We start from the raw sequence: 18,917 nt of genomic DNA on the forward strand, positions 1-18,917 counted from the left end.
GTAGGCCCCCGCGATTCATCGCGATCTGCACGGAGGGTGATGCCGGGCATCGAGGGGGAACAAGTCACCTATATGGCGAGAACAGGAGCAACCTTGCTGCCGCTGCCGGCCACGCCCCCCGAGCGCTCGATCAGCAGCCTGCGCGACGATCCGGGCGATGGCGACGACCTCGGGCTCTACTGGACCTTCTACTGGGCCGTGGCCGCCGCCCAGCTACAGCGCTGGCTGCCCGAACAGCCGTCGCGGGTACTGGACATCTCCGGCGGGCGCACCCTCACGGCCGCGCGGGCCGCGGCGGCGGGCCACACGGTGGTCGAGGTGCTCGCCGCACCGCCGGCCGCCGAGGCCCCGCACCCAGACCCCCGGGCGCCGTCCGGCCCGCCGGACGGGCGGGAGGCGGCGCGATCCGCCCGCGGCCGCGCCCAAGGCACGGCGGGCCGCAGGCACCGGGTGGTCGCCGATGTGGCGTCGCTGGGCTTCCTGGCCGACGGGTCGGTGGACGCGGTGATCGCCGAGGATCGGGTGCTGTCGCGTCATCTGGTGACCGAGACGATCATCGGGGAGCTCGCCCGGGTGCTGCGCCCCGGGGGCCGGATGCTGCTCAGCGTGGACTCGCTGATGCTCGGCATGGCCATCCTGGCCGAGCAGAACTTCTGGGCGCACCTGTCGGACGTGCCGCGCGCCGAGGTGCTGCTGGTGCCCTGGCCGGACGGCACGATCACCCGCTGCTTCTGGTCGGACCAGCTGCGCGAGCTGCTGACCGAGGCGGGCTTCGAGGTGGAGTGGATCCGGCCGCGCACCGTGCTGTCGCCGTCCACCGTCGAGCACGTCCTGACCGCGGACGCGCACGCGCTGGGCCGGCTGGTGCGCACCGAGCTGACCGCCCTGGTCACCGACGAGTCCGTGGGCATCCATCTGCTGGCCAGCGCGACCCGCCGCTGACCCGCCCCCGCTCAGCGGCGGGCGCGGTCGTACCTGGCCTGGCAGGCGACGCAGCGGGCGGCCTCAGGGCGGGCCTCCAGCCGGCCCTCGGCGACCGGCTTGCCGCAGGTCACGCAGCGGCCGTAGGTGCCGGCGGCGACCCGCTGCAGGGCCGCCAGCACGGCGTTGCGCTGCCGCCGCAGGGCCTCCAGGACCGCCTCGACCCGGTCGGCGTCCGACAGGTCGGCGCCCGCGTCGGCCGGGTGCTTGTCGAACCCGGGCTCACCGGGCCCGGGGTTCTCGCCCTTCAGCAGTGCGATGGAGCGATCCAGATCGACGAGCATCGCTTCGAGGCGGTGGTGCGCGACGGCGGTGTCCACGGTGGTCCGAACTCCCATCGATCAGCCCCCCGTAGCCGTGCCCGGCAGCACCCCGCGGCGGCGGCCGCTACGGGCGACGGCCGTCAGAACAGGGTGCCGGAACCGGAGTGTTCACCCGGAATATGCCCATCCGCCAGGGGCTGCAAGAGTTCCGGGCCGTTGTTTTTGACGTTGTTCACGGCCTTGGACACCGGATAGGCCTCCATCGTCCCGCTCATCGCGGGCACCAGCAGGCCGCGCACCTCCTCGACGGCCGTCAGGCCCGGGTCCAGCCAGGCGTCCCAGTTGCCGGGCGGCACCACCATGGGCATCCGGTCGTGGATGCGCCCCACGTCGTCGGTCGCCTGGGTGGTGATCACCGTGCACGTCCACAGCCACTCGTCCTGCGGCGAGTGCCACAGCTCGTACAGTCCGGCCATCGCCATCACCGCGCCGTCCCGCGGCCGGATGAAGAACGGCTGCTTAACCGGCTTCTGTCCCTCCCGCTCGGAGGTGTACCACTCGTAGAAGCCGTCGGCGGGCAGCAGGCAGCGGCGCTTGGCGAAGGCCCGGCGGTAGGAGGGCTTCTCGTGCACCGTCTCGGCCCGGGCGTTGATCATCCGATTGCCGATCTTGACGTCCTTGGCCCAGGACGGCACCAGCCCCCACCGCAGCGCCCGCAACTGCCGGACCGGCTCGTCCCCGGCCGGGACGGCGGCCTCGGCGGTCTCCGCCCCGTCCTGCGGCGGCCGGGTCAGCACCGCGGGCACCATCCTGGTGGGCGCGACGTTGTAGTCGGGCCTGAGTTCGTCCCCGGTGGCGTCCAACTGGACCTGGAACTCCTCGATCAGCTCCTGCCGGGCCCGGGTCGTGGCATATCTACCGCACATGCCCTCATCCTGCCCCGCCCCTATGACACAGACCCGCGGACCGGAGAGGCACGACCGTAAACAGGCACGCGTGAGATCGGCGTCATGGTGGGCATGTAGGCGGCATGCAACCGATCAGAATCGTGGCCAGACCACTCGTGGCCACCCACTTCATCGTCTCCGGGCTGGAGACGCTGCGCGACCCCCGACCGCGCGCCGAGCAGATGGCCCCCTCCCTCAAGTCGATCGCCGACCGGCTGGACTGGCTGCCCAGCAAGGACCCCGAGACGCTGGTGCGGATCCAGGGCGCGATCGGCGTCGGCGCCGGGACGCTGCTGGCGCTGGGCAAGTTCAAGCGGCTGTCCACGCTGCTGCTGGCGGCCTCGCTGGTGCCCGCGGTGCTGACCGAGCACCAGTACTGGACCGAGGACGACCCGGAGCGGCGCGAGACCCAGCGTTCCCTGCTGCTGCTGAAGGGCGGGCTGCTGGGCGCGCTGCTCATGGTGGCCACCGAGCCCCGCCGCGGGCAGCGGCTGGCGGCGCTGCGGCGGCAGGCGCACGACGCCCGGACCGTGGCCGCCGTCCAGTCCAAGGCACTGCGCAAGCAGGCCAAGTCCGAGCTCCGGCACACCCGCCGTGAGGCCGCCCACCAGGTGGGCCAGGCCCGCAGGGAGGCCGCCCGCCAGGTCCGCCAGGCGCGGCGGGAGGCCGTCCGCAAGGTGCGGCGTTGATCGTTGGCCGGGTGCGGCCGCCCGCCGTATCGTGATCGACCACCGGCGGCGGGGAGAGGGGGCCGGCATGGACGAGCAGGACGAGCACACCGATGTCCACACCGATGTCGGCGCCTACGCGCTCGGCCTGCTCGAAGAGGACGACCGCCGGGCGTTCGAGGCGCACCTGGCCGGGTGCGCCGCCTGCCGGGCCGAGCTTGCGGGGCTGGCGGGCGTGGCGGACGCCCTGCGGGACGTCCGGGACGAGCGGACCGGCCCCGGTCGCTAACCTTGCGTCATGCCCACCCAGAACTGGTCCGCGCCCATGGCCTCCGGCCCGGTCGACGCGACGGTCGCGCTGCCCGGCTCCAAGTCGATGACCAACCGGGCCCTGATCCTGGCCGCGCTGGCGGACGAGCCGACGCGCGTCGTCCGCCCGCTGCGCAGCCGCGACACCCTGCTGATGGCGCAGGCGCTGCGCGACCTCGGCGTCCGAGTCGCGGAGGAGGGCGACGACTGGCTGATCGCTCCGGGTGAGCGCGCCCCGCTGGCCGCGCCGGTCCGGGTGGACGTGGGGCTGGCGGGCACGGTGATGCGGTTCCTGCCCCCGGTGGCCGCGCTGGCCGACGGCCGGGTGACCATCGACGGCGATCCGCGCGCCCGGGAACGCCCGATGCGCCCGATCATCGACGCGCTGCGCGCCCTGGGCGCCGAGATCGACGACGGCGGCCGGGGCTGCCTGCCGTTCACCGTGCACGGCCGGGGAGCGCTGGCCGGCGGCGCCGTCACCATCGACGCGTCCGGCTCCTCTCAGCTGGTGTCCGGGCTGCTGCTGGCGGCGCCCCGGTTCGCCAAGGGCGTGGAGGTGCGGCACGAGGGCCCGCCCGTTCCGTCCGCCCCGCACCTGGCGATGACCGTGCAGATGCTGCGGGACGCGGGAGCGGCCGTGGAGACCGCCGGCGACCTGTGGCGGGTCGCCCCGGGCGCACTGCGCGGCGGCGAGTCGGTGATCGAGCCGGACCTGTCCAACGCCGCGCAGTTCCTGGGGGCGGCGCTGGTCACCGGGGGGCGGGTGACCGTCCCGGGCTGGCCGGCCGACACCACCCAGCCGGGTGACGCGCTGCGCGGGCTGCTGGCCGCGATGGGCGGGCAGGTGTCCGCCGGCCCGGACGGGCTGACCGTGCAAGGCAGCGGGACGCTGCACGGCCTGGACGCCGACCTGCGCGATGTCGGGGAGCTGACCCCGGTGATCGCGGCGCTGGCGGCGCTGGCCGGCTCCCCGTCCCGGCTCACCGGCATCGCCCATCTGCGCGGGCACGAGACCGACCGGCTGGCGGCCCTGGCACGGGAGATCAACGCGCTGGGCGGGGACGCCCGGGAGCTGCCGGACGGGCTGGAGATCCGGCCGCGCCCGCTGCACGGCGGGCTGTTCCACACCTACGACGACCACCGGATGGTGATGGCCGCGGCCGTGCTGGGCCTGGCCGTCGAGGGGGTCGAGGTGGAGAACGTCGCCACGGTGGGCAAGACCCTGCCCGACTTCACCGATCTGTGGACCCGCATGCTGGGGGTTTGACGCTGCCACGCCGACTGAGGGACTTCGACGAGGACGACGTCCGGGTCCGGCCCGGGCGCCGCGGCTCACGCCCGCGCACCCGCCGCCGGCCCGCGCACGAGGACGCGGTCACCGGTTTCGTGACGGCGGTCGACCGGGGCCGTTACCGCTGCCTGGTGGACGAGCGGGTGGTGACCGCGATGCGCGCCCGTGAGCTGGGCCGCAAGGGCGTGGTGGTGGGCGACCGGGTGGCGCTGGTCGGGGACGTGTCCGGGGAGCCCGACGCGCTGGCCCGGATCGTGCGGGTGGAGCCGCGCCGCTCGGCGCTGCGCCGCACCGCCGACGACACCGACCCGTTCGAGCGGATCATCGTGGCCAACGCCGACCAACTGGTGATCGTGACCGCGCTGGCCGATCCGGAGCCCCGGCCCCGGATGATCGACCGCTGCCTGGTGGCGGCCTACGACGCCGGGCTGGACCCGCTGCTGTGCCTGACCAAGTCCGACCTGGCCTCCCCCGACGAGCTGGTGGGCAGCTACGCGCCGCTGGGCGTGCCGTACGTGGTGACGCATCACGCCGCCGAGCTGGGCGAGCTGCGCGGCCGGCTGGGCGACCGGGTCAGCGTGCTGGTGGGGCACTCCGGGGTGGGCAAGTCGACGCTGGTCAACGCGCTGGTCCCGGAGGCGCGGCGGGCGGTCAGCCATGTCAACGTGGTGACCGGCCGGGGGCGGCACACCTCCTCCTCGGCGATCGCGTTCGAGCTGCCGGAGGGCGGCTGGATCATCGACACCCCGGGGGTGCGCAGCTTCGGGCTGGCCCACGTCGAGCCGTCGAAGGTGGTGGCGTCCTTCCCCGACCTGGCCGAGGGCGCCGAGCACTGCCCGTCCCACTGCAACCACCTGCAACCCGACTGCGCGCTGGACGGCTGGGTCGCCGAAGGGCACGCCGACCAAGCCCGGTTGGACTCGCTGCGCCGGCTGCTGGCCAGCCGGGAGGGCACCGAGCCCGACTGACGCCCCTGGGAAGGGATCGACCGCACATGGAACGGCGCCGTTTCCTCACCGTGGCCGGGCTGGCGGGCCTGGCCGCCGGCTGCACCGACGAGTCCCCCGCCTCCGTCCCCTCACCGACGGTCGAAGCGACGGGCGGGGCCGTCACTCCCACCGGCCCGGCCGACTGGGAGGCGCTCGGCAGGGGGCTGGCGGGCCGGCTGGTGCGGCCGGGTGACGACGCCTACGACGAGGCCCGCAAGCTCTACATCCCCCGCTTCGACCGCGTCCGGCCCGCCGGGGTCGCCTACTGCGCCGGGCCGGAGGACGTGAGCGAGTGCGTCGCCTTCGCCCGGCGGCAGCGGCTGTCCGTCGCGGTGCGCTGCGGCGGGCACAACTACGCCGGCTGGTCCACCGGCGGCGGCCTGGTCATCGACGTGTCCCCGATGAACGCGGTGCAGGCCGGGGGCGGGCGGGCCACGGTGGGCGCCGGGGCCCGGCTCATCGATGTGTACAAGGGGCTGACCGACCGGGGCGTGGCGGTACCGGCGGGAACGTGCCCCACGGTGGGCATCGCCGGGCTGGCGCTGGGCGGCGGCATCGGGGTGGTCTCCCGCCGCCACGGCCTGACCTGCGACGTGCTGGAGGCCGTCCGGGTGGTGACCGCCGACGGCAGGGTGCGCGACTGCGACGCCCGGCGCGACGCCGACCTGTACTGGGCGTGCCGGGGTGGCGGCGGCGGCAACTTCGGCGTCGCGGTGCAGTTCGTCTTCCGCACCCATCCGGCCGCCGAGGTCACCCTGTTCTCGCTGCGCTGGCCCTGGCCGCGGGCGGCGCAGGTGGTCGGCGGCTGGCAGTCGTGGGCGCCGTACGCGCCCGACGAGCTGTGGTCGGGTCTGCAGATCAACACCGATCCGTCCGCCGGGACGCCCACCGTCGACGTGACCGGGGCGGCGTTCGGCGACCCGGACGCGCATCTGGACCGGCTCACCGCCGCGGTGGGCGCCGACCCGGCCTTCCGCAGCGTGGACACCCACTCCTATCTGGAGGCCATGCGGCGGGTGGGCGGCTGCGCGGACGGCGGGATCGCCGCGTGCCATCGGGCGGGCACGCTGCCCGGCGGCCGCCCCGACGGGCGGTATCCGCGCACCGAGTACACCGCCAAGTCGCATGTGGCGACCCGGCCGCTGACCGGCTCCGCCATCGAGGCGCTGACCGGCCGGTTCACCGGGGGCAACGGCGTGGCCGGCCGCAGCGTGCTGCTGGACGCGCTGGGCGGCGCGGTGGGGCGCGTCCGGCCCGGCGACACCGCCTTCCCGCACCGGAACGCGCTGTTCACGGTGCAGTACCTCGCCGGCACCGGCGACCGGGGGTGGCTGCGCGACGTACACGGCGCCATGGAGCGTCATCTCGGTGGCGCCGCGTACGTCAACTACGTCGACCCGGAGTTGCGCGGCTGGCAGCGCGCCTATTACGGGGGCAACTACGAACGCCTCGTCCGGGTCAAGAACGCCTACGACCCGGACGGGCTGTTCACCTTCCCACAGTCGATCGGCTGAGCCGGTCGATGGAGTCGTCGTCGCACTCCTCCCAGAACGCGCCCGCCACGTCCTCGAGGTGGTCCATCGATTCGGCGCGGAACAGCACGTCCTGGTACTTGGTGATGTCGTACTGGGTGGTTCCCATGGTGGCGAGGTCGAGCGGCCGGATGTTCATGCTCCGGAACTCCTCGATCTCCCCGTAGGACGACAGGATCCCGGCGCCGTACGCCCTCAGCTCGCTGCCCTCGGCCATGACGCCGAACTCCAGGGTGAACCAGAAGACCTTGGAGACGAACTCCAGCGCCTCCTGGCTCTCTACCCGGCGGGCCGCCCGGCCCGCAGCCCGGTACAGCGCGGCGAACCGGTCCGAGGCCAGAGTGTTGCCGTGCCCGATGACCTCGTGGATCACGTCCGGTTCCGGTGTGTAGAACGGGACGGAGTGGTGCCGGATGTACTGGGTGGAGTGGAAGTAGGAGTCGGCCAGCGAGCCGTAGAACTCCCTGAGCGGCACCAGCCCGGCGGCCGGCAGGTAGCGGAACCCGGTCAGCGGCTGGAGCATCTCGGAGATCTCCTGCAACTGGGGGATCCGGTCTCGGGGCAGTCCCAGCCTCTCCTTGGCCTCCAGGAACTCCCGTATCGCGTACCGTTCGTGCTTGGCCGCCAGCTCCCTGCTGACCAGGCGCCAGACCTCGTGCTCCTCGGCGGTGTACTCGGCCACCGGAATGGGGTCGCCACGCCGGTGGTCCAGCGCCAGCCGCGCGAGGGCGTTGCGCCTGCTGCGATAGACGGGGTCCGCGAAACCAGGGTGGCTTTTGGCCAGTTCCACGGTGACCTCACCGTGCTCGTCCTGGTTGACGGGCGCGAAGTACTGCGCTTCCTCCATCATGTGTCGCCTCCTCGTCGAAGCGATGGGGACGCTTCCGAGAAGACCAGGTTCGCCCCCACAATGGCAAGCGCGTCCCGTTCGCCCGGTCCGGGCGTGCGCTCAGGCGGAGGAGGATCCGCCGGTCAGCTCCCCGAGCAAGGTCATCGCCCGGGCCTCGGCCTCGCCCAGCGCACGGGCGTGGCCGGGGGCCAGCTCCGCCACGCAGCGAGTCATCTCGGCGGTGATCTGGCTGAAGGCGGTCTCCTCGGCCGCCCGCAGCGCCGCCCGGACGGTCGCGCCGCGGGCGCCCAGGGCCGACCACTCCAGCTCCAGCCGTCCGACCGCCTCGTCGAAGGCGGCGGCGGTCTCGGCCGCCTCGGCGGCCAGCTCGGCGGGGATCGGGCCGTGCCCGGCCGAGCGCGCCCGCCCGGACAGCCCGGAGATCCGTCCGGCCAGTTCCAGCCCCTCCCGGGCCAGCGGCAGCACCTCGTGGATCAGGTCGGTGACCGCCTCGGCCAGCTCCTCGACCCGGCCCAGCAGCTGCCGGACGGCCTCGTCCAGCGCCGTCCCCGCCCGCTGTCTGACCTGCCCGGCCGCCGCCCGCTGCTGCCGGACGATCAGCGGGCCGACCTCCTCCTCCAGCCGGTCGCGCAGCTCGGCGGCCCGGCGGGCGGCCTGCTGGGCGACCGGCCCGGCGGCGCGCTCCTCGCAGGCGGCGTGGATCCGCGCCACCCGCTCCCGGCCGGAGGCGGCGATCTCCTCGGAGACCTCGCCGAACGCCTCGCCGGTGCGCGCCTTGAGGCGCTCCACCCGCTCGTGCAGAGCCTCCCGCTGGAACGGCTCGTTCAGCTCGTTCAGCAGCCCCTGCAACCGGCGGGACACGTCGATGGCGTGCTCGGCCAGCGGCACCAGCCGGTCGGCCAGCTCGTCGAGGGTCCGGGCGCGGCGCGGGTCGGTCAGCTCCGCCACCCAAGCGGGGAGGTCATGCGGCATGCGCCTCATGCTCCCACTTCCCGTGCCGTACCGGGGCCGCGACGTCCGGGCCGGCGGTCACCGCGCGCCGCGGCCGACCGGCGAGTGCGCGCCCTCCCGCGCCGGGCGTCCGCAGGTGGCGCAGACCACGACGGGATCCAGCAGTTCCCCGCACGAGTGGTGCCAGCGCACCGGCGGATCGTCGGCGTTGAGGTGCCGGTCCCCCCACTTGGCCAGCGCGAGCAGCACGTCGCCGAGCTCCCGGCCGGCCTGGGTGAGGTGGTACTCGTAGCGCGGCGGGTGCTCGGAGTACAGCTTCCGCCGGATGACGCCCGCCGCCTCCAGCTTGCGCAGGCGCGCGGCCAGGATGTCGCGTGAGGCCCCGGTGTTGCGGGCGATGCCGTCGAAACGGTGCACGCCGTGAAACAGTTCGCGGACGGCCAGCAGCGACCAGCGTTCTCCCACCACCTCCAGGGTGTCGGCGATGGAGCACGGGCGTGGTTGCACGTCCTTGGGCATGACCACACTTTAGGCGGGCTAGAGCAGTTCGAGGATGGTGGCGTTGGCCAGCCCGCCCGCCTCGCACATGGTCTGCAGGCCGAGCCGGGCGCCCCGGTCCTCCATCGCGTGCAGCAGGGTGGTCATGAGGCGGGCGCCGCTGGTGCCGAGCGGGTGGCCCAGGGCGATGGCGCCGCCGCGCACGTTGACCCGGTCCAGGTCGGCCCCGGTCTCGTGCTGCCAGGCCAGCACCACCGAGGCGAACGCCTCGTTGACTTCGAACAGGTCGATGTCCGCCGGCGCCAGCCCGGACCGGGCCAGCACCTTCGCGGTGGCCGGGACGATCGCGGTGAGCATCAGCAGCGGGTCGTCCCCGGCCACCGCGAACGACCGGAACCGGGCCCGCGGGCGCAGTCCCAGCCGGGCGGCCACGTCCGAGCCCATGATCAGCAGGGCCGCCGCGCCGTCGTTGATCGGCGAGGCGTTGCCGGCGGTGACGTTCCAGCCGATCTCCGGGAAGCGCTCGGCCAGGTCCGGGCGGTGGTAGGCGGGCCGCAGCCCGGCCAGCGCCGCCATCGAGGTGTCCGGACGGACGCTCTGGTCGCGCCACCCCGTCCAGGCCAGTTCGCGGTCGAACTCGCCGCGCTCCCAGGCCGCCGCCGCCCGCCGGTGCGACTCCAGGGAGAAGGCGTCCAGCTCCTGCCGGGAGATCTTCCAGCGCGCCGCGATCAGCTCGGCGCTGATGCCCTGTGAGACCAGCCCCTCGGGGTAGCGGGCGGCCATCCGCGGGCCGAACGGGTCGGAGCCCGGCAGCACGGCCGAGCCCATGGGGACCCGGGACATCGACTCCACGCCGCAGGCGATGGCGATGTCGTAGGCGCCGCTGAGCACGCCCTGTGCCGCGAAGTGCGCGGCCTGCTGGGACGACCCGCACTGGCGGTCGACGGTGGTGGCGGGCACGCTCTCGGGGAATCCCGCCGCCAGGACGGCCGCGCGGGTGATGTTGCACGCCTGGTCGCCCACCTGGGTGACGGTGCCGCCGATCACGTCGTCCACCTGGACCGGGTCGATCCCGGCCCGTTCGACCAGTGCCGCCAGGGTGCGCGCCAGCAGGTCGGCCGGGTGCTCGGCGTGCAGCGCCCCGCCGGGGCGGCCCTTGCCGATGGGGGTGCGCACCGCTTCCACGATCACCGCGTCCCGCATGGAACCTCCTCAGTTGTGTTTTCCAACTCAGGGTCGCCCAGTAGGTTGGAAAAAGCAACCCACTGCCGGGATCGAGTCAAGGTCTGATCACACGAGGGTGTGACCGTGCCGGTGCGAGCCGTGATCACGGTAGCGTGGCATGCCGTGGCGGGCTATTCCGATGACCTGCGTCTGGCGCACGTGCTGGCGGACGCGGCCGACGACATCACGACCAGGCGATTCCGGGCGCTGGACCTGCGGATCGACACCAAACCCGACCTCACCCCGGTCAGCGACGCCGACCGGTCGGTCGAGGAACAGGTACGCGGCACGCTCAAGCGGGCCCGGCCGCGCGACGCCGTGCTCGGCGAGGAGTACGGCCGCAGCGGGCACGGGGCGCGCTGCTGGATCATCGACCCCGTCGACGGCACCAAGAACTTCGTGCGCGGCGTCCCGGTGTGGGCCACGCTCATCGCGTTGATGGAGCGTGACGAGGTCGTGGTCGGTCTGGTGTCCGCCCCGGCGCTCAACCGCCGCTGGTGGGCGGCGCGCGGCGGCGGCGCCTGGACGGGCCGCAGCCTGTCGCAGGCCACCCGGCTGCAGGTGTCGTCGGTGGCCAAGCTGGCCGACGCCTCCCTGTCGTTCTCCAGCCTCAGCGGCTGGGAGGAGCGAGGCCGCCTGGACGGCTTCCTGGACCTGACCCGCTCGGTGTGGCGGACCCGGGCGTACGGGGACTTCTGGTCGCACATGATGGTGGCCGAGGGTGCGGTGGACATCTCCGCCGAGCCGGAGGTCTCGCTGTGGGACCTGGCCGCACTGCAGGTCATCGTCGAGGAGGCCGGCGGCGTGTTCACCGACCTGTCCGGGGCGCCCGGCCCGGACGGCGGCAGCGTGGTGTGCACCAACGGCCTGCTGCACGCCGAGGTGCTGCAGGCACTGGGCGGCGGCCCGGTCTCGGTGCACGTCTAGCACGTCTAGCGCGTCCGGCGCACCTGGCCCAGGCCGCGGACACGACATATCGTGGTTGTGCGGCCGGATACGGAACCACAGACCGGGCACGGCCGTTTTCCGGGTAAGTGACCTCGGAGGTGGTCGGATGTCCTCGAAGACCAAAGTCGTCCTCGGAGGGGTCGCCCTCGGGCTGATCGCCCTCTGGCTCATCCCGGGCTGGATCCTCACCCTGGTTGTGCTGGGCGTCATCGCGGTGCCAGTGGCGGCCTACCTGCTGCTGGACCCCTCGCAGCGGCGGCGGGTACGCGCCCAGGGCCGTAAGCGCCTGGGAGCCTGACCTCCGCCGGCCCCGGAACGGGCCTGTGCGAGGATCGGCCCCGTGACTCATATCGGGGTGGTGGGCGCCGGGATACTCGGGCTCGCGACGGCGCGGCGCCTGGCCGCGGCCGGGGCGGAGGTGACCGTCCTAGACAAGGAGGGGCGGGTCGCCGCGCACCAGACCGGGCACAACAGCGGCGTCGCGCACGCCGGGCTGTACTACGCGCCCGGCTCCCTCAAGGCGACGCTGTGCCGGCGCGGGATCGGGATGCTCAAGGAGTACTGCGCCGAGCGCGGCCTGCCGTACGTCGAGTGCGGCAAGGTGGTGGTCGCCCGCGACCAGGGCGAGGTACCCCGGCTGCGTGAGATCGAACGCCGGGCCACCGAGAACGGCGTGCCCGGCCTGCGGTGGCTGGACGCCGCCGGGCTGCACGAGGTGGAGCCGCACGCCTCGGGGGTCGCCGCGCTGCGCTCCCCGTACACCGCGATCGTGGACTTCCCCGCCGTGACGCGGGCCTTCGCCGAGGACGTGACCAAGGCGGGCGGCACCGTGCGGCTCGGTTTCGAGGTGACCCGCATCCGGGCCATGGGTGGCGAGGTGGTGGTCAACGAGGAACTGGTCTTCGACCGGCTCGTCGTCTGCGCGGGCCTGCAGTCCGACCGGGTGGCGAGGCTGGCGGGCGACTCCCCCGCCCCGGCGATCGTGCCGTTCCGCGGCGAGTACTACCGGCTGGTGCCCTCGCGCACCGACCTGGTGCGGGGCCTGATCTATCCGGTGCCCGACCCCCGCTATCCGTTCCTGGGCGTGCACTTCACGCGGCGCGTGGACGGCGGCGTGGACGTGGGACCCAACGCCGTGCCGGCGCTGGCCCGGGAGGGCTACCGGCGCCGTGACCTGCGCCCCGCCGACCTGTGGGAGACGCTGCGCTGGCCCGGGTTCCGCCGGCTGGCGCGGCGGCACTGGCGGACCGGGCTCCGGGAGATGTACGGGTCGGCGTTCAAGCACGCCTTCGCCGCCGAGGCCCGCTCGTTCGTCCCGGAACTGGCCGCCGCCGACCTGGTGCCGGCACCGGCCGGGGTACGGGCTCAGGCGGTCGACCCGGACGGCTCGCTGGTCGACGACTTCCGCATCGGCCGCCGCGGACCGGTCGTCACCGTCCGCAACGCGCCGTCCCCCGCCGCCACCTCCTCGCTGGCGATCGCCGAGCACGTCGCGGCACAGGTGCTGGAGGTCTGAGCCGGACGCCCGCACCCGGTGGACGCCCAGCCGGCGCGACACCCGGTGGACGTCCAGCCGGCGCGGTGGTGGGCTGCGGCGGCGGTCAGTCCGCGGGCGGCAGCAGCCGGATCAGATGGCGGCGGGCCAGGGCGCGGGCGGCCTCGTCGTCGTTCACCGCCAGGCCGCCGCCGGGGACCAGCAGCAGCGACAGCGCCACCCGCAGCAGGATCTCGCAGACCGCCGCCAGGTCCTCCCCGCCCTGGGGACGGTCGCGTCCCAGCCGTTCGGCCAGGATGTCGCGGGCGGCCAGCATGACCGCGCCGCCGTTCATGCTGAGCTGGGGCAGGAACGCCTCCGGCTCGCTCTGTACGACCCGGGTCAGCAGTGGGTTGGACCGGGCCTCCCGCAGCCCGGCCACGAACCCCTCGACCAGCGCCTCCCGCGCCGGCAGTCCCTCGGTGGCGGCGGCGATCCCCGACAGGAACCGCCGGCACTCCCGCAGGATCACCGCCTGCAGCAGTTGCTCCTTGTTGCTGAACCGCCGGTAGATGGTGGTGCGCGCCACCCGGGCCCGACGGGCCACGTCCTCCACGCTGACCCGGCGCAGCCCGTAGGTCTCGAACTCCGCCAGCGCGGCGTCCAGGATCCGCACGTCCAGCGCGTCGTGCTCGGGCCCGGCCCGGCGGCTCAGCAGCCCCTCCATCAGCCGCGGATACGGGCGTCGTAGCCCTGGCGGGCCGTGCGGTCGAAGTCCAGGAAGAGCGTGTCCAGCCCGTACCGGCGGGCCATGGCGCGCTTGACCCCGTCCGGGATGAGCCCCATGAGGCGGATCTGGGCACCGAGCCGGCCGGGCACGACGACCTGTGGCCTGGGCTTGGCGATCATCGAGAGCACGGCGGCGGCGATGTCCTCCGGCTCACAGTTGCGCTGCCCTCTGGGGCTGCGGGTGCCGGCGATCAGCTCGGTGTTGGTGAAGCTGGGCAGCACCGCCCCGACCCTGACCCCCCGGTCCCGCACCTCCAGCCGGGTGGCCTCGGTGAACGCGACGACCGCGGCCTTGCTGGCGTTGTAGAGGGCCAGGCCCGGGGTGGGCAGTACCCCGGCCACCGAGGCGATGTTGACGATCTGGCCGGCGCCGCGCGGCAGCATCCGCTCCAGCGCCAGCTTGGTGCCGGTCATCACCCCGTGCACGTTGACGTCCAGGCAGCGGCGGGCGTCGGCGTCGCTCTCCCCGGTGACCGGGCCGATCGGCATGATGCCGGCGTTGTTGACCAGCACGTCCAGCGGCCCCAGCTCGCGTTCCACAGCGTCCAGGAACGCGGCGAACGACGCGCGGTCGGTCACGTCCACCCGCAGCGCGAGGGCGCCGATCCGCTCACCGGCCTCCTTGACGGCGGTCTCGTCGATGTCGCCCACGGCCACCCGGGCGCCCCTGGCGGCCAGTGCCCGGGCGGTGGCCAGGCCGATGCCGCGGGCGCCTCCGGTGATGGCGATGACCTTGCTCATGCGTGTTCTCCCGTCGTCTTCGGAGCGCTTGGCGGCCGGCTCCCTTGTCGTTCCCCGGTCCGCGGGTGCCTCACTCCGGCCCGTGCCGGGCCGCTCCGGCTCATGTCAGGCGTTCCAGCCGGACGGGCAGGCCGTCCTTGGGGGACGGCAGTGAGGTGGTGTCCAGCGGCCACTGGTAGCCGTCCGGGACGCTCCAGCGGAAGTTCAACAGCACCTGGTGGAAGACGGACTTGATCTGCAGCCCGGCGAAGTGCAGGCCGATGCACTTGTGCGCCCCGCCGCCGAACGGCGCCCAGGCGTACTTGTGCGACTTGTCCTCGCGGCGGCCCTCGGCGAACCGTTCCGGGTCGAACCGCTCGGGGTCCTTCCAAACCTCCGGCATGTGGTGGTTGGTGAGGGTCGGCACCACCACGGTCGTGCCCTTGGGGATGTGGTAGCCGAGGACGGAGGTGTCCTTGACGGTCCGGCGGGGCAGCGCGGGCACCGGCGAGACCAGCCGCATGGCCTCCTTCATCACCAGATCGAGCGAGACCAGCCTGTCGAGGTCGTCGAACTCCGGCACCGCCTTGCCCAGCGCCCGCGACTCCTCGCGCACCCGCTCCTGCCACTCGGGGTGCCTGGCCAGGTAGTAGGCCATGGTGGTCATGGTGATGGTGGAGGTGTCGTGCGCCGCCATCAGCGCGAAGATCATGTGGTTGACCACGTCGTCGTCGGTGAAGCGGTGCCCGTCGTCGGTCTCGGCCTGGCACAGCGCCGCGAACAGGTCGTCGCCGCCGTCGCGCCGCTTGGCCGGCAGGTGGCGGCGGAAGAACTCCTCCAGCACCTTGCGGGCCCGCAGCCCCCGGTGCCAGCGCAGGCCGGGCACCGGGAAGCGGACGTAGGCGGTGCCGGCGCGGACGGCGTCGATGAAGGCGCCGTTGATCCGGTCGGCCTCGCGCGGGTCCAACTCGACGCCCATGAAGACGTCGGTGGCCAGGTCGAGGGTGAGCTGCTTGATGTGGTCGTAGAACGTGAAGCCGGTGCCGGGGCGCCACGCCCCGACGCCCCGCTCGATGCCCGGCGCCATCGTCTCCAGGTAGGTGCGCAGCTTGGGCTTGGTGAACGCCTGCTGCATGATGCGCCGGTGGTGCAGGTGCTCCTCGAAGTCCAGCAGCATGATGCCGCGGGTGAAGAACGGGCCGATGTAGTAGGTCCAGGCGGGCCCGTTGGCGAACGCCTTGTCCTTGTTGACCAGGACGGTCTCGGCCGCCTCCGGCCCCTGCACGGTCACCGTGCGCTGTCCCAGCAGCCATCCCCAGGTGACGGGGCCGAACCGCAGGTACCGCTTGCGGGCCATCGTGAACGGGTCGCGCATGGTCTGGATGGTGTTGCCGATGAGCGGGACGCCTGGGGCGCCGAGCACCGGCTTGAGGTCGCTGCCCGGGGGCGGTGGCGCGAGGATCGAGGACATGGGGGCTCCCCAGTGAGGAACAGAAGGGCGATTTCTGTAGCTTCGTTGTATCGCGCCCGGAAAACGACGTCCAGGGGTAGGCAAGGACTTACTTATGACAGTTGAGTAAAACCGGCCGGGGCCGGTACGACGAAGCCGCCCCACGGCATCGGATGCCGTGGGGCGGCGCAGGCGTCCCGCAGGACCCGGTCAGCCGATGATCTGCGCGCCCTCCAGCCGGCCGGACTGCAGGCGCTCCCACATGTAGCGGCGGCGCGGCTTACCGCTGGAGGTCCGCTGGATCAGCCCCGAGCCGATCACGATCGTCACCGTCACGTCCCCGCCCAGGCGGCGCCGCAGGAACTCGCGGACCCGCGGCTCCCAGTCGGCCGCGTTCGTCTCGGCGAACAGCGCCACGCCCTTGGTGCCGGCGCCCGGCACGCTGGCCATCACGATTCGGCCCTTGCCCAGCCCGGTGAGCTCGGCGAGCCTGGCCTCCAGGTCCTCGACGTAGACGCTGCGCCCGCGGACCTTGATGCTGTCGCCCATCCGTCCCAGCACGAACAACTGCCCGTCGTGGAAGAACCCGGCATCGCCGGTGTAGACCTTCCCGTCGATGAACCGGGTCGACTTGGCCTGGGCGCCGGCGTAGTAGCCCGGGCAGGCCGACGCGCCGCCGACCACGATCTCCCCGAGATGCCCCGGCGGCAGTTCCCGGCCGTCGTCGTCGACGATCGTGACCGGCACGTCCTCCTCGGGCGTTCCGGTGCCGACCACCCAGCCGGACTTGGCGCCGAGTGACTCGGGCCCGAGGCTGTGCTGGTCCAGGATCCGCACCGGCTCCCCGAACGCCAGCGAGTCGGGGTCCGGCCGTACCGCCAGCGGGTCCCGGCGGGCGTTGTCCATGGTGACCAGCAGGGTGGTCTCGGCCATCCCGTAGGCGGGCCGGAAGACCTGCCGGGAGAACCCGTACGGCTCCACCAGCCGGGCGAAGGTCTCCAGCGTGTGCGGGTCGATCGGCTCGGCCCCGATCAGCGCCATCTCCCAGCCCGACAGGTCCAGCCCCTCCAGCTGTTCCGGCTTGATCCGGCGCGCGGCGTAGGCGTACGCGAACGGCGGGGCCGCGGTGTGCTTGGCGGTGGCGAAGCAGCGGATCCAGCGGGCCGGGTCACGGATGAACTGGTCCGGGCGCATCAGCGACAGGTCGGCCTGCCGGGAGATCGGGGTGAGGAAACAGCCGATCAGCCCCATGTCGTGGTAGAGCGGCAGCCAGGAGGCGACCTCGTGGCCCTCCTGGAACCCGGCCGTGCGGGCGATCAGCTCGCAGTTGGCCTCCAGGTTGTCCCAGGTGACCATGACACCGCGGGGTTCGCCGCTGGAGCCGGAGGTGAACTGCAGCAGCGCCAGTTCCCCCGCCTCCTGCACGTCCGCCTCGGCGGCGGCCTGCCGGGGCCGCCACGGCTCGCCCGCCAGCCCGGCGTCCCGCATCGCCCGGCCGATCAGCTCGGCCAGGCCGTCGGAGGCGATGGTCAGCCGCGGCCGGGCCTGCCGCAGGATGGCCGCCACATGGGCCACGTAGTCGTCGCCGTCCTGGAACAGCGGCGGCGTGATCAGGCAGACCGTCGCCCCCGCCGCCCATCCGCCGAAGTAGGTCTCCACACAGGTGAAGTCGGTGGGCAGCACGACGCACACCACGTCGCCGGGCCGCACCCCCTCCTCGATCAGCGCCGCCGCGGTGCGCCGCGCCGCGGCGGCCAGCGACGGGTAGTCGCGGTACTCCCACCCGCCGTCGTCGGCCGCCAGCCGGACACCGCGATCGGCCTGCGGCTTGTCCAGCCAGTCGCGCAGCGCTGAGGTCATCGCCCATCCCCTTCGCAAAGCCCGTCACGGGTGTTCACGATCACCTACGTGACTCGGGGGTAACTTCACCAGCGGCTGAGCGTTCCCGTCAACCGGAGCACCTCCCGGACCTGCCCGCCACAGGCCCCTTACCGTGCGGCGGGTACGAGCGCCCCTCCCGGCGTCACACCACCGTTTTTGTGAACGCGGTGACAAACACGCACGGCGGTTTGTTACCGGGAATCCAGACGGCTCCGGCCACCCCTCGGTGGGCATCGCACCCGAAGTGAGGCGCGTCACACCGAAGAACGTGTCTCAGGTGCGTTCTCGGCCATCGGCCGCTGCGCACGTCGGGCCCCTCGCTGAGGTGGGACGATCAGGTTCGCGGCCGGAGTCGTCGGCGCCCACCGGCGGAGGCCACCGGCCAGGGAGCGATCGGCCTCGAAAGTGACGCGGCCGATGCGTACGAGACCGTCGAACCTCGATCAGACGTGCTCTCGGCGGCCGGGCGTTGCGGAGCGTTCACCGGAACGTCCACCGGAGCGGGCCGCCAGCCGGGCCGCCAGCCGCCAGCCGAGCAGCTCCATGGCCAGGAACGCGGTGGCGACGATCACAAAGGCCAGTGCCGTGCCCTGCCCCGACACCGCCCGCAGTGCCATGCCGCCCGCCACGGTGACCAGCCAGATCCCCACCCCGGCCGGGACCAGCGCCGCGGGCCGGCGCCAGGCGCGCAGCGCCAGCCAGCCGATCGCCAGTGACACCAGGAACGGCCAGGCCGTCCCGGCGAACCCGGCCACCCCGCCGGACTCCTCGTGGTTGGCCCGCCCGATCGCCACGAACACGAGCACGCTGACGATGTCCAGCCCACCGGCGGTCCAAGCACGCATACCCCGAGGTTATCGGCCATGACGGCAGCCCCCTCACCGGGGCGGGAGAGGCCCGGAGAACGCGGGCCCGGAGAACGCGAAAGGCCGACCACTTTCGTGATCGGCCTTCGCTCTGGTAGCGGGGGCAGGATTTGAACCTGCGACCTCTGGGTTATGAGCCCAGCGAGCTACCGAACTGCTCCACCCCGCGGCGACGCCTTAACTGTATGGGGCTCGTCCCCCTTGCGCAAACCAGCGGTACGTGAGGGCGACGGCACCGTGCCGCGGAACGTCGGCGCCACCACCGTGGCCTGCCGTATCCACGGCC

Annotated in this window: 20 protein-coding genes and 1 tRNA gene; 9 read left to right on the forward strand and 12 right to left on the reverse strand. The window is 73.3% G+C overall.

All coding sequences use genetic code 11. From position 1 onward, the window contains the following. Window positions 1–93: 93 nt before the first annotated feature. Complete coding sequence (locus C4U03_RS05210) at window positions 94–942, forward strand: class I SAM-dependent methyltransferase (protein ID WP_103936499.1); 849 nt, start codon at window positions 94–96, stop codon at window positions 940–942. Window positions 943–953: 11 nt separating this feature from the next. On the opposite strand, the gene C4U03_RS05215 is transcribed toward C4U03_RS05210, so the two are convergent. Both C4U03_RS05215 and C4U03_RS05220 read right to left on the reverse strand, forming a co-directional pair. Further along, a complete protein-coding gene (locus C4U03_RS05215) occupies window positions 954–1,319 on the reverse strand; it encodes a TraR/DksA family transcriptional regulator (RefSeq protein WP_103936500.1) in 366 nt (121 codons plus the stop codon). A gap of 65 nt (window positions 1,320–1,384) precedes the next feature. Beyond that, complete coding sequence (locus tag C4U03_RS05220; protein ID WP_103936501.1) at window positions 1,385–2,170, reverse strand: SOS response-associated peptidase; 786 nt, start codon at window positions 2,168–2,170, stop codon at window positions 1,385–1,387. Between the two features lie 104 nt (window positions 2,171–2,274). Here C4U03_RS05220 and C4U03_RS05225 point away from each other — a divergent pair, with 104 nt between their 5' ends. The 5 genes from C4U03_RS05225 (at window position 2,275) to C4U03_RS05245 (ending at window position 6,962) form a co-directional block, all read left to right on the forward strand. Then, window positions 2,275–2,880, forward strand: a complete 606-nt coding sequence (locus tag C4U03_RS05225) for a DoxX family membrane protein (RefSeq protein WP_103936502.1) — start codon at window positions 2,275–2,277, stop codon at window positions 2,878–2,880. A gap of 67 nt (window positions 2,881–2,947) precedes the next feature. Next, complete coding sequence (locus C4U03_RS05230; RefSeq protein ID WP_103936934.1) at window positions 2,948–3,148, forward strand: zf-HC2 domain-containing protein; 201 nt, start codon at window positions 2,948–2,950, stop codon at window positions 3,146–3,148. Window positions 3,149–3,157: 9 nt separating this feature from the next. Further along, entirely contained in the window at window positions 3,158–4,435 is a 1,278-nt protein-coding gene (aroA, locus tag C4U03_RS05235) for a 3-phosphoshikimate 1-carboxyvinyltransferase (RefSeq protein WP_103936503.1), read from the forward strand. Further along, the gene (gene rsgA, locus C4U03_RS05240) at window positions 4,432–5,427 is read left to right on the forward strand and encodes a ribosome small subunit-dependent GTPase A (protein ID WP_235017655.1); all 996 of its coding nucleotides are present in this window, start codon (window positions 4,432–4,434) and stop codon (window positions 5,425–5,427) included. The genes aroA and rsgA overlap by 4 nt, the downstream gene beginning before the upstream one ends. 26 nt (window positions 5,428–5,453) lie before the next feature. After that, window positions 5,454–6,962, forward strand: coding sequence for an FAD-binding oxidoreductase (locus C4U03_RS05245; protein WP_103936504.1), 1,509 nt, complete (start codon window positions 5,454–5,456; stop codon window positions 6,960–6,962). Here the strand turns inward: C4U03_RS05245 and C4U03_RS05250 are convergent. The 4 genes from C4U03_RS05250 to C4U03_RS05265 all read right to left on the reverse strand — a co-directional run bounded on the left by C4U03_RS05250 (window position 6,937) and on the right by C4U03_RS05265 (window position 10,482). Continuing rightward, a complete protein-coding gene (locus C4U03_RS05250) occupies window positions 6,937–7,830 on the reverse strand; it encodes a phenylalanine 4-monooxygenase (RefSeq protein WP_103936505.1) in 894 nt (297 codons plus the stop codon). The genes C4U03_RS05245 and C4U03_RS05250 overlap by 26 nt on opposite strands. Window positions 7,831–7,929: 99 nt before the next feature. Next, entirely contained in the window at window positions 7,930–8,802 is an 873-nt protein-coding gene (locus C4U03_RS05255; protein ID WP_146087259.1) for a hypothetical protein, read from the reverse strand. 57 nt (window positions 8,803–8,859) lie between these two features. Continuing rightward, window positions 8,860–9,300, reverse strand: a complete 441-nt coding sequence (locus tag C4U03_RS05260; RefSeq protein ID WP_103936936.1) for a winged helix-turn-helix transcriptional regulator — start codon at window positions 9,298–9,300, stop codon at window positions 8,860–8,862. An 18-nt stretch (window positions 9,301–9,318) separates the two neighbouring features. Next, the gene (locus C4U03_RS05265) at window positions 9,319–10,482 is read right to left on the reverse strand and encodes a thiolase family protein (protein ID WP_103936507.1); all 1,164 of its coding nucleotides are present in this window, start codon (window positions 10,480–10,482) and stop codon (window positions 9,319–9,321) included. 144 nt (window positions 10,483–10,626) lie between these two features. On the opposite strand from C4U03_RS05265, the gene hisN reads away from it, so the two are divergent. The 3 genes from hisN to lhgO all read left to right on the forward strand — a co-directional run bounded on the left by hisN (window position 10,627) and on the right by lhgO (window position 12,967). Then, window positions 10,627–11,430: a histidinol-phosphatase gene (gene hisN, locus C4U03_RS05270; RefSeq protein WP_103936937.1), complete on the forward strand. Its 804-nt coding sequence runs from the start codon at window positions 10,627–10,629 to the stop codon at window positions 11,428–11,430. Between the two features lie 127 nt (window positions 11,431–11,557). Then, a complete protein-coding gene (locus C4U03_RS05275) occupies window positions 11,558–11,749 on the forward strand; it encodes a hypothetical protein (protein WP_103936508.1) in 192 nt (63 codons plus the stop codon). 33 nt (window positions 11,750–11,782) lie between these two features. Further along, on the forward strand, window positions 11,783–12,967 hold the full coding sequence (gene lhgO, locus C4U03_RS05280; protein ID WP_407701412.1) for an L-2-hydroxyglutarate oxidase: 1,185 nt from the start codon (window positions 11,783–11,785) through the stop codon (window positions 12,965–12,967). A gap of 85 nt (window positions 12,968–13,052) precedes the next feature. Here lhgO and C4U03_RS05285 read toward each other — a convergent pair whose 3' ends face one another. The 6 genes from C4U03_RS05285 to C4U03_RS05310 all read right to left on the reverse strand — a co-directional run bounded on the left by C4U03_RS05285 (window position 13,053) and on the right by C4U03_RS05310 (window position 18,800). Then, window positions 13,053–13,652, reverse strand: coding sequence for a TetR/AcrR family transcriptional regulator (locus C4U03_RS05285; protein ID WP_103936509.1), 600 nt, complete (start codon window positions 13,650–13,652; stop codon window positions 13,053–13,055). Then, the gene (locus tag C4U03_RS05290) at window positions 13,652–14,455 is read right to left on the reverse strand and encodes an SDR family oxidoreductase (protein ID WP_103936510.1); all 804 of its coding nucleotides are present in this window, start codon (window positions 14,453–14,455) and stop codon (window positions 13,652–13,654) included. The genes C4U03_RS05285 and C4U03_RS05290 overlap by 1 nt, the downstream gene beginning before the upstream one ends. Before the next feature lie 100 nt (window positions 14,456–14,555). Continuing rightward, the gene (locus tag C4U03_RS05295) at window positions 14,556–15,905 is read right to left on the reverse strand and encodes a cytochrome P450 (protein WP_103936511.1); all 1,350 of its coding nucleotides are present in this window, start codon (window positions 15,903–15,905) and stop codon (window positions 14,556–14,558) included. A gap of 189 nt (window positions 15,906–16,094) precedes the next feature. Then, window positions 16,095–17,744 (reverse strand): AMP-binding protein, encoded by a 1,650-nt coding sequence (locus C4U03_RS05300; RefSeq protein ID WP_103936512.1) that lies wholly within the window; start codon window positions 17,742–17,744, stop codon window positions 16,095–16,097. Window positions 17,745–18,208: 464 nt separating this feature from the next. Then, on the reverse strand, window positions 18,209–18,610 hold the full coding sequence (locus C4U03_RS05305; RefSeq protein WP_103936513.1) for a DUF3054 domain-containing protein: 402 nt from the start codon (window positions 18,608–18,610) through the stop codon (window positions 18,209–18,211). A gap of 113 nt (window positions 18,611–18,723) precedes the next feature. After that, window positions 18,724–18,800 (reverse strand) — tRNA-Met (locus C4U03_RS05310). Window positions 18,801–18,917 lie beyond the last annotated feature (117 nt).

It is taken from the genome of Thermomonospora echinospora (assembly GCF_900108175.1).
Taxonomy (GTDB): domain Bacteria; phylum Actinomycetota; class Actinomycetes; order Streptosporangiales; family Streptosporangiaceae; genus Thermomonospora; species Thermomonospora echinospora.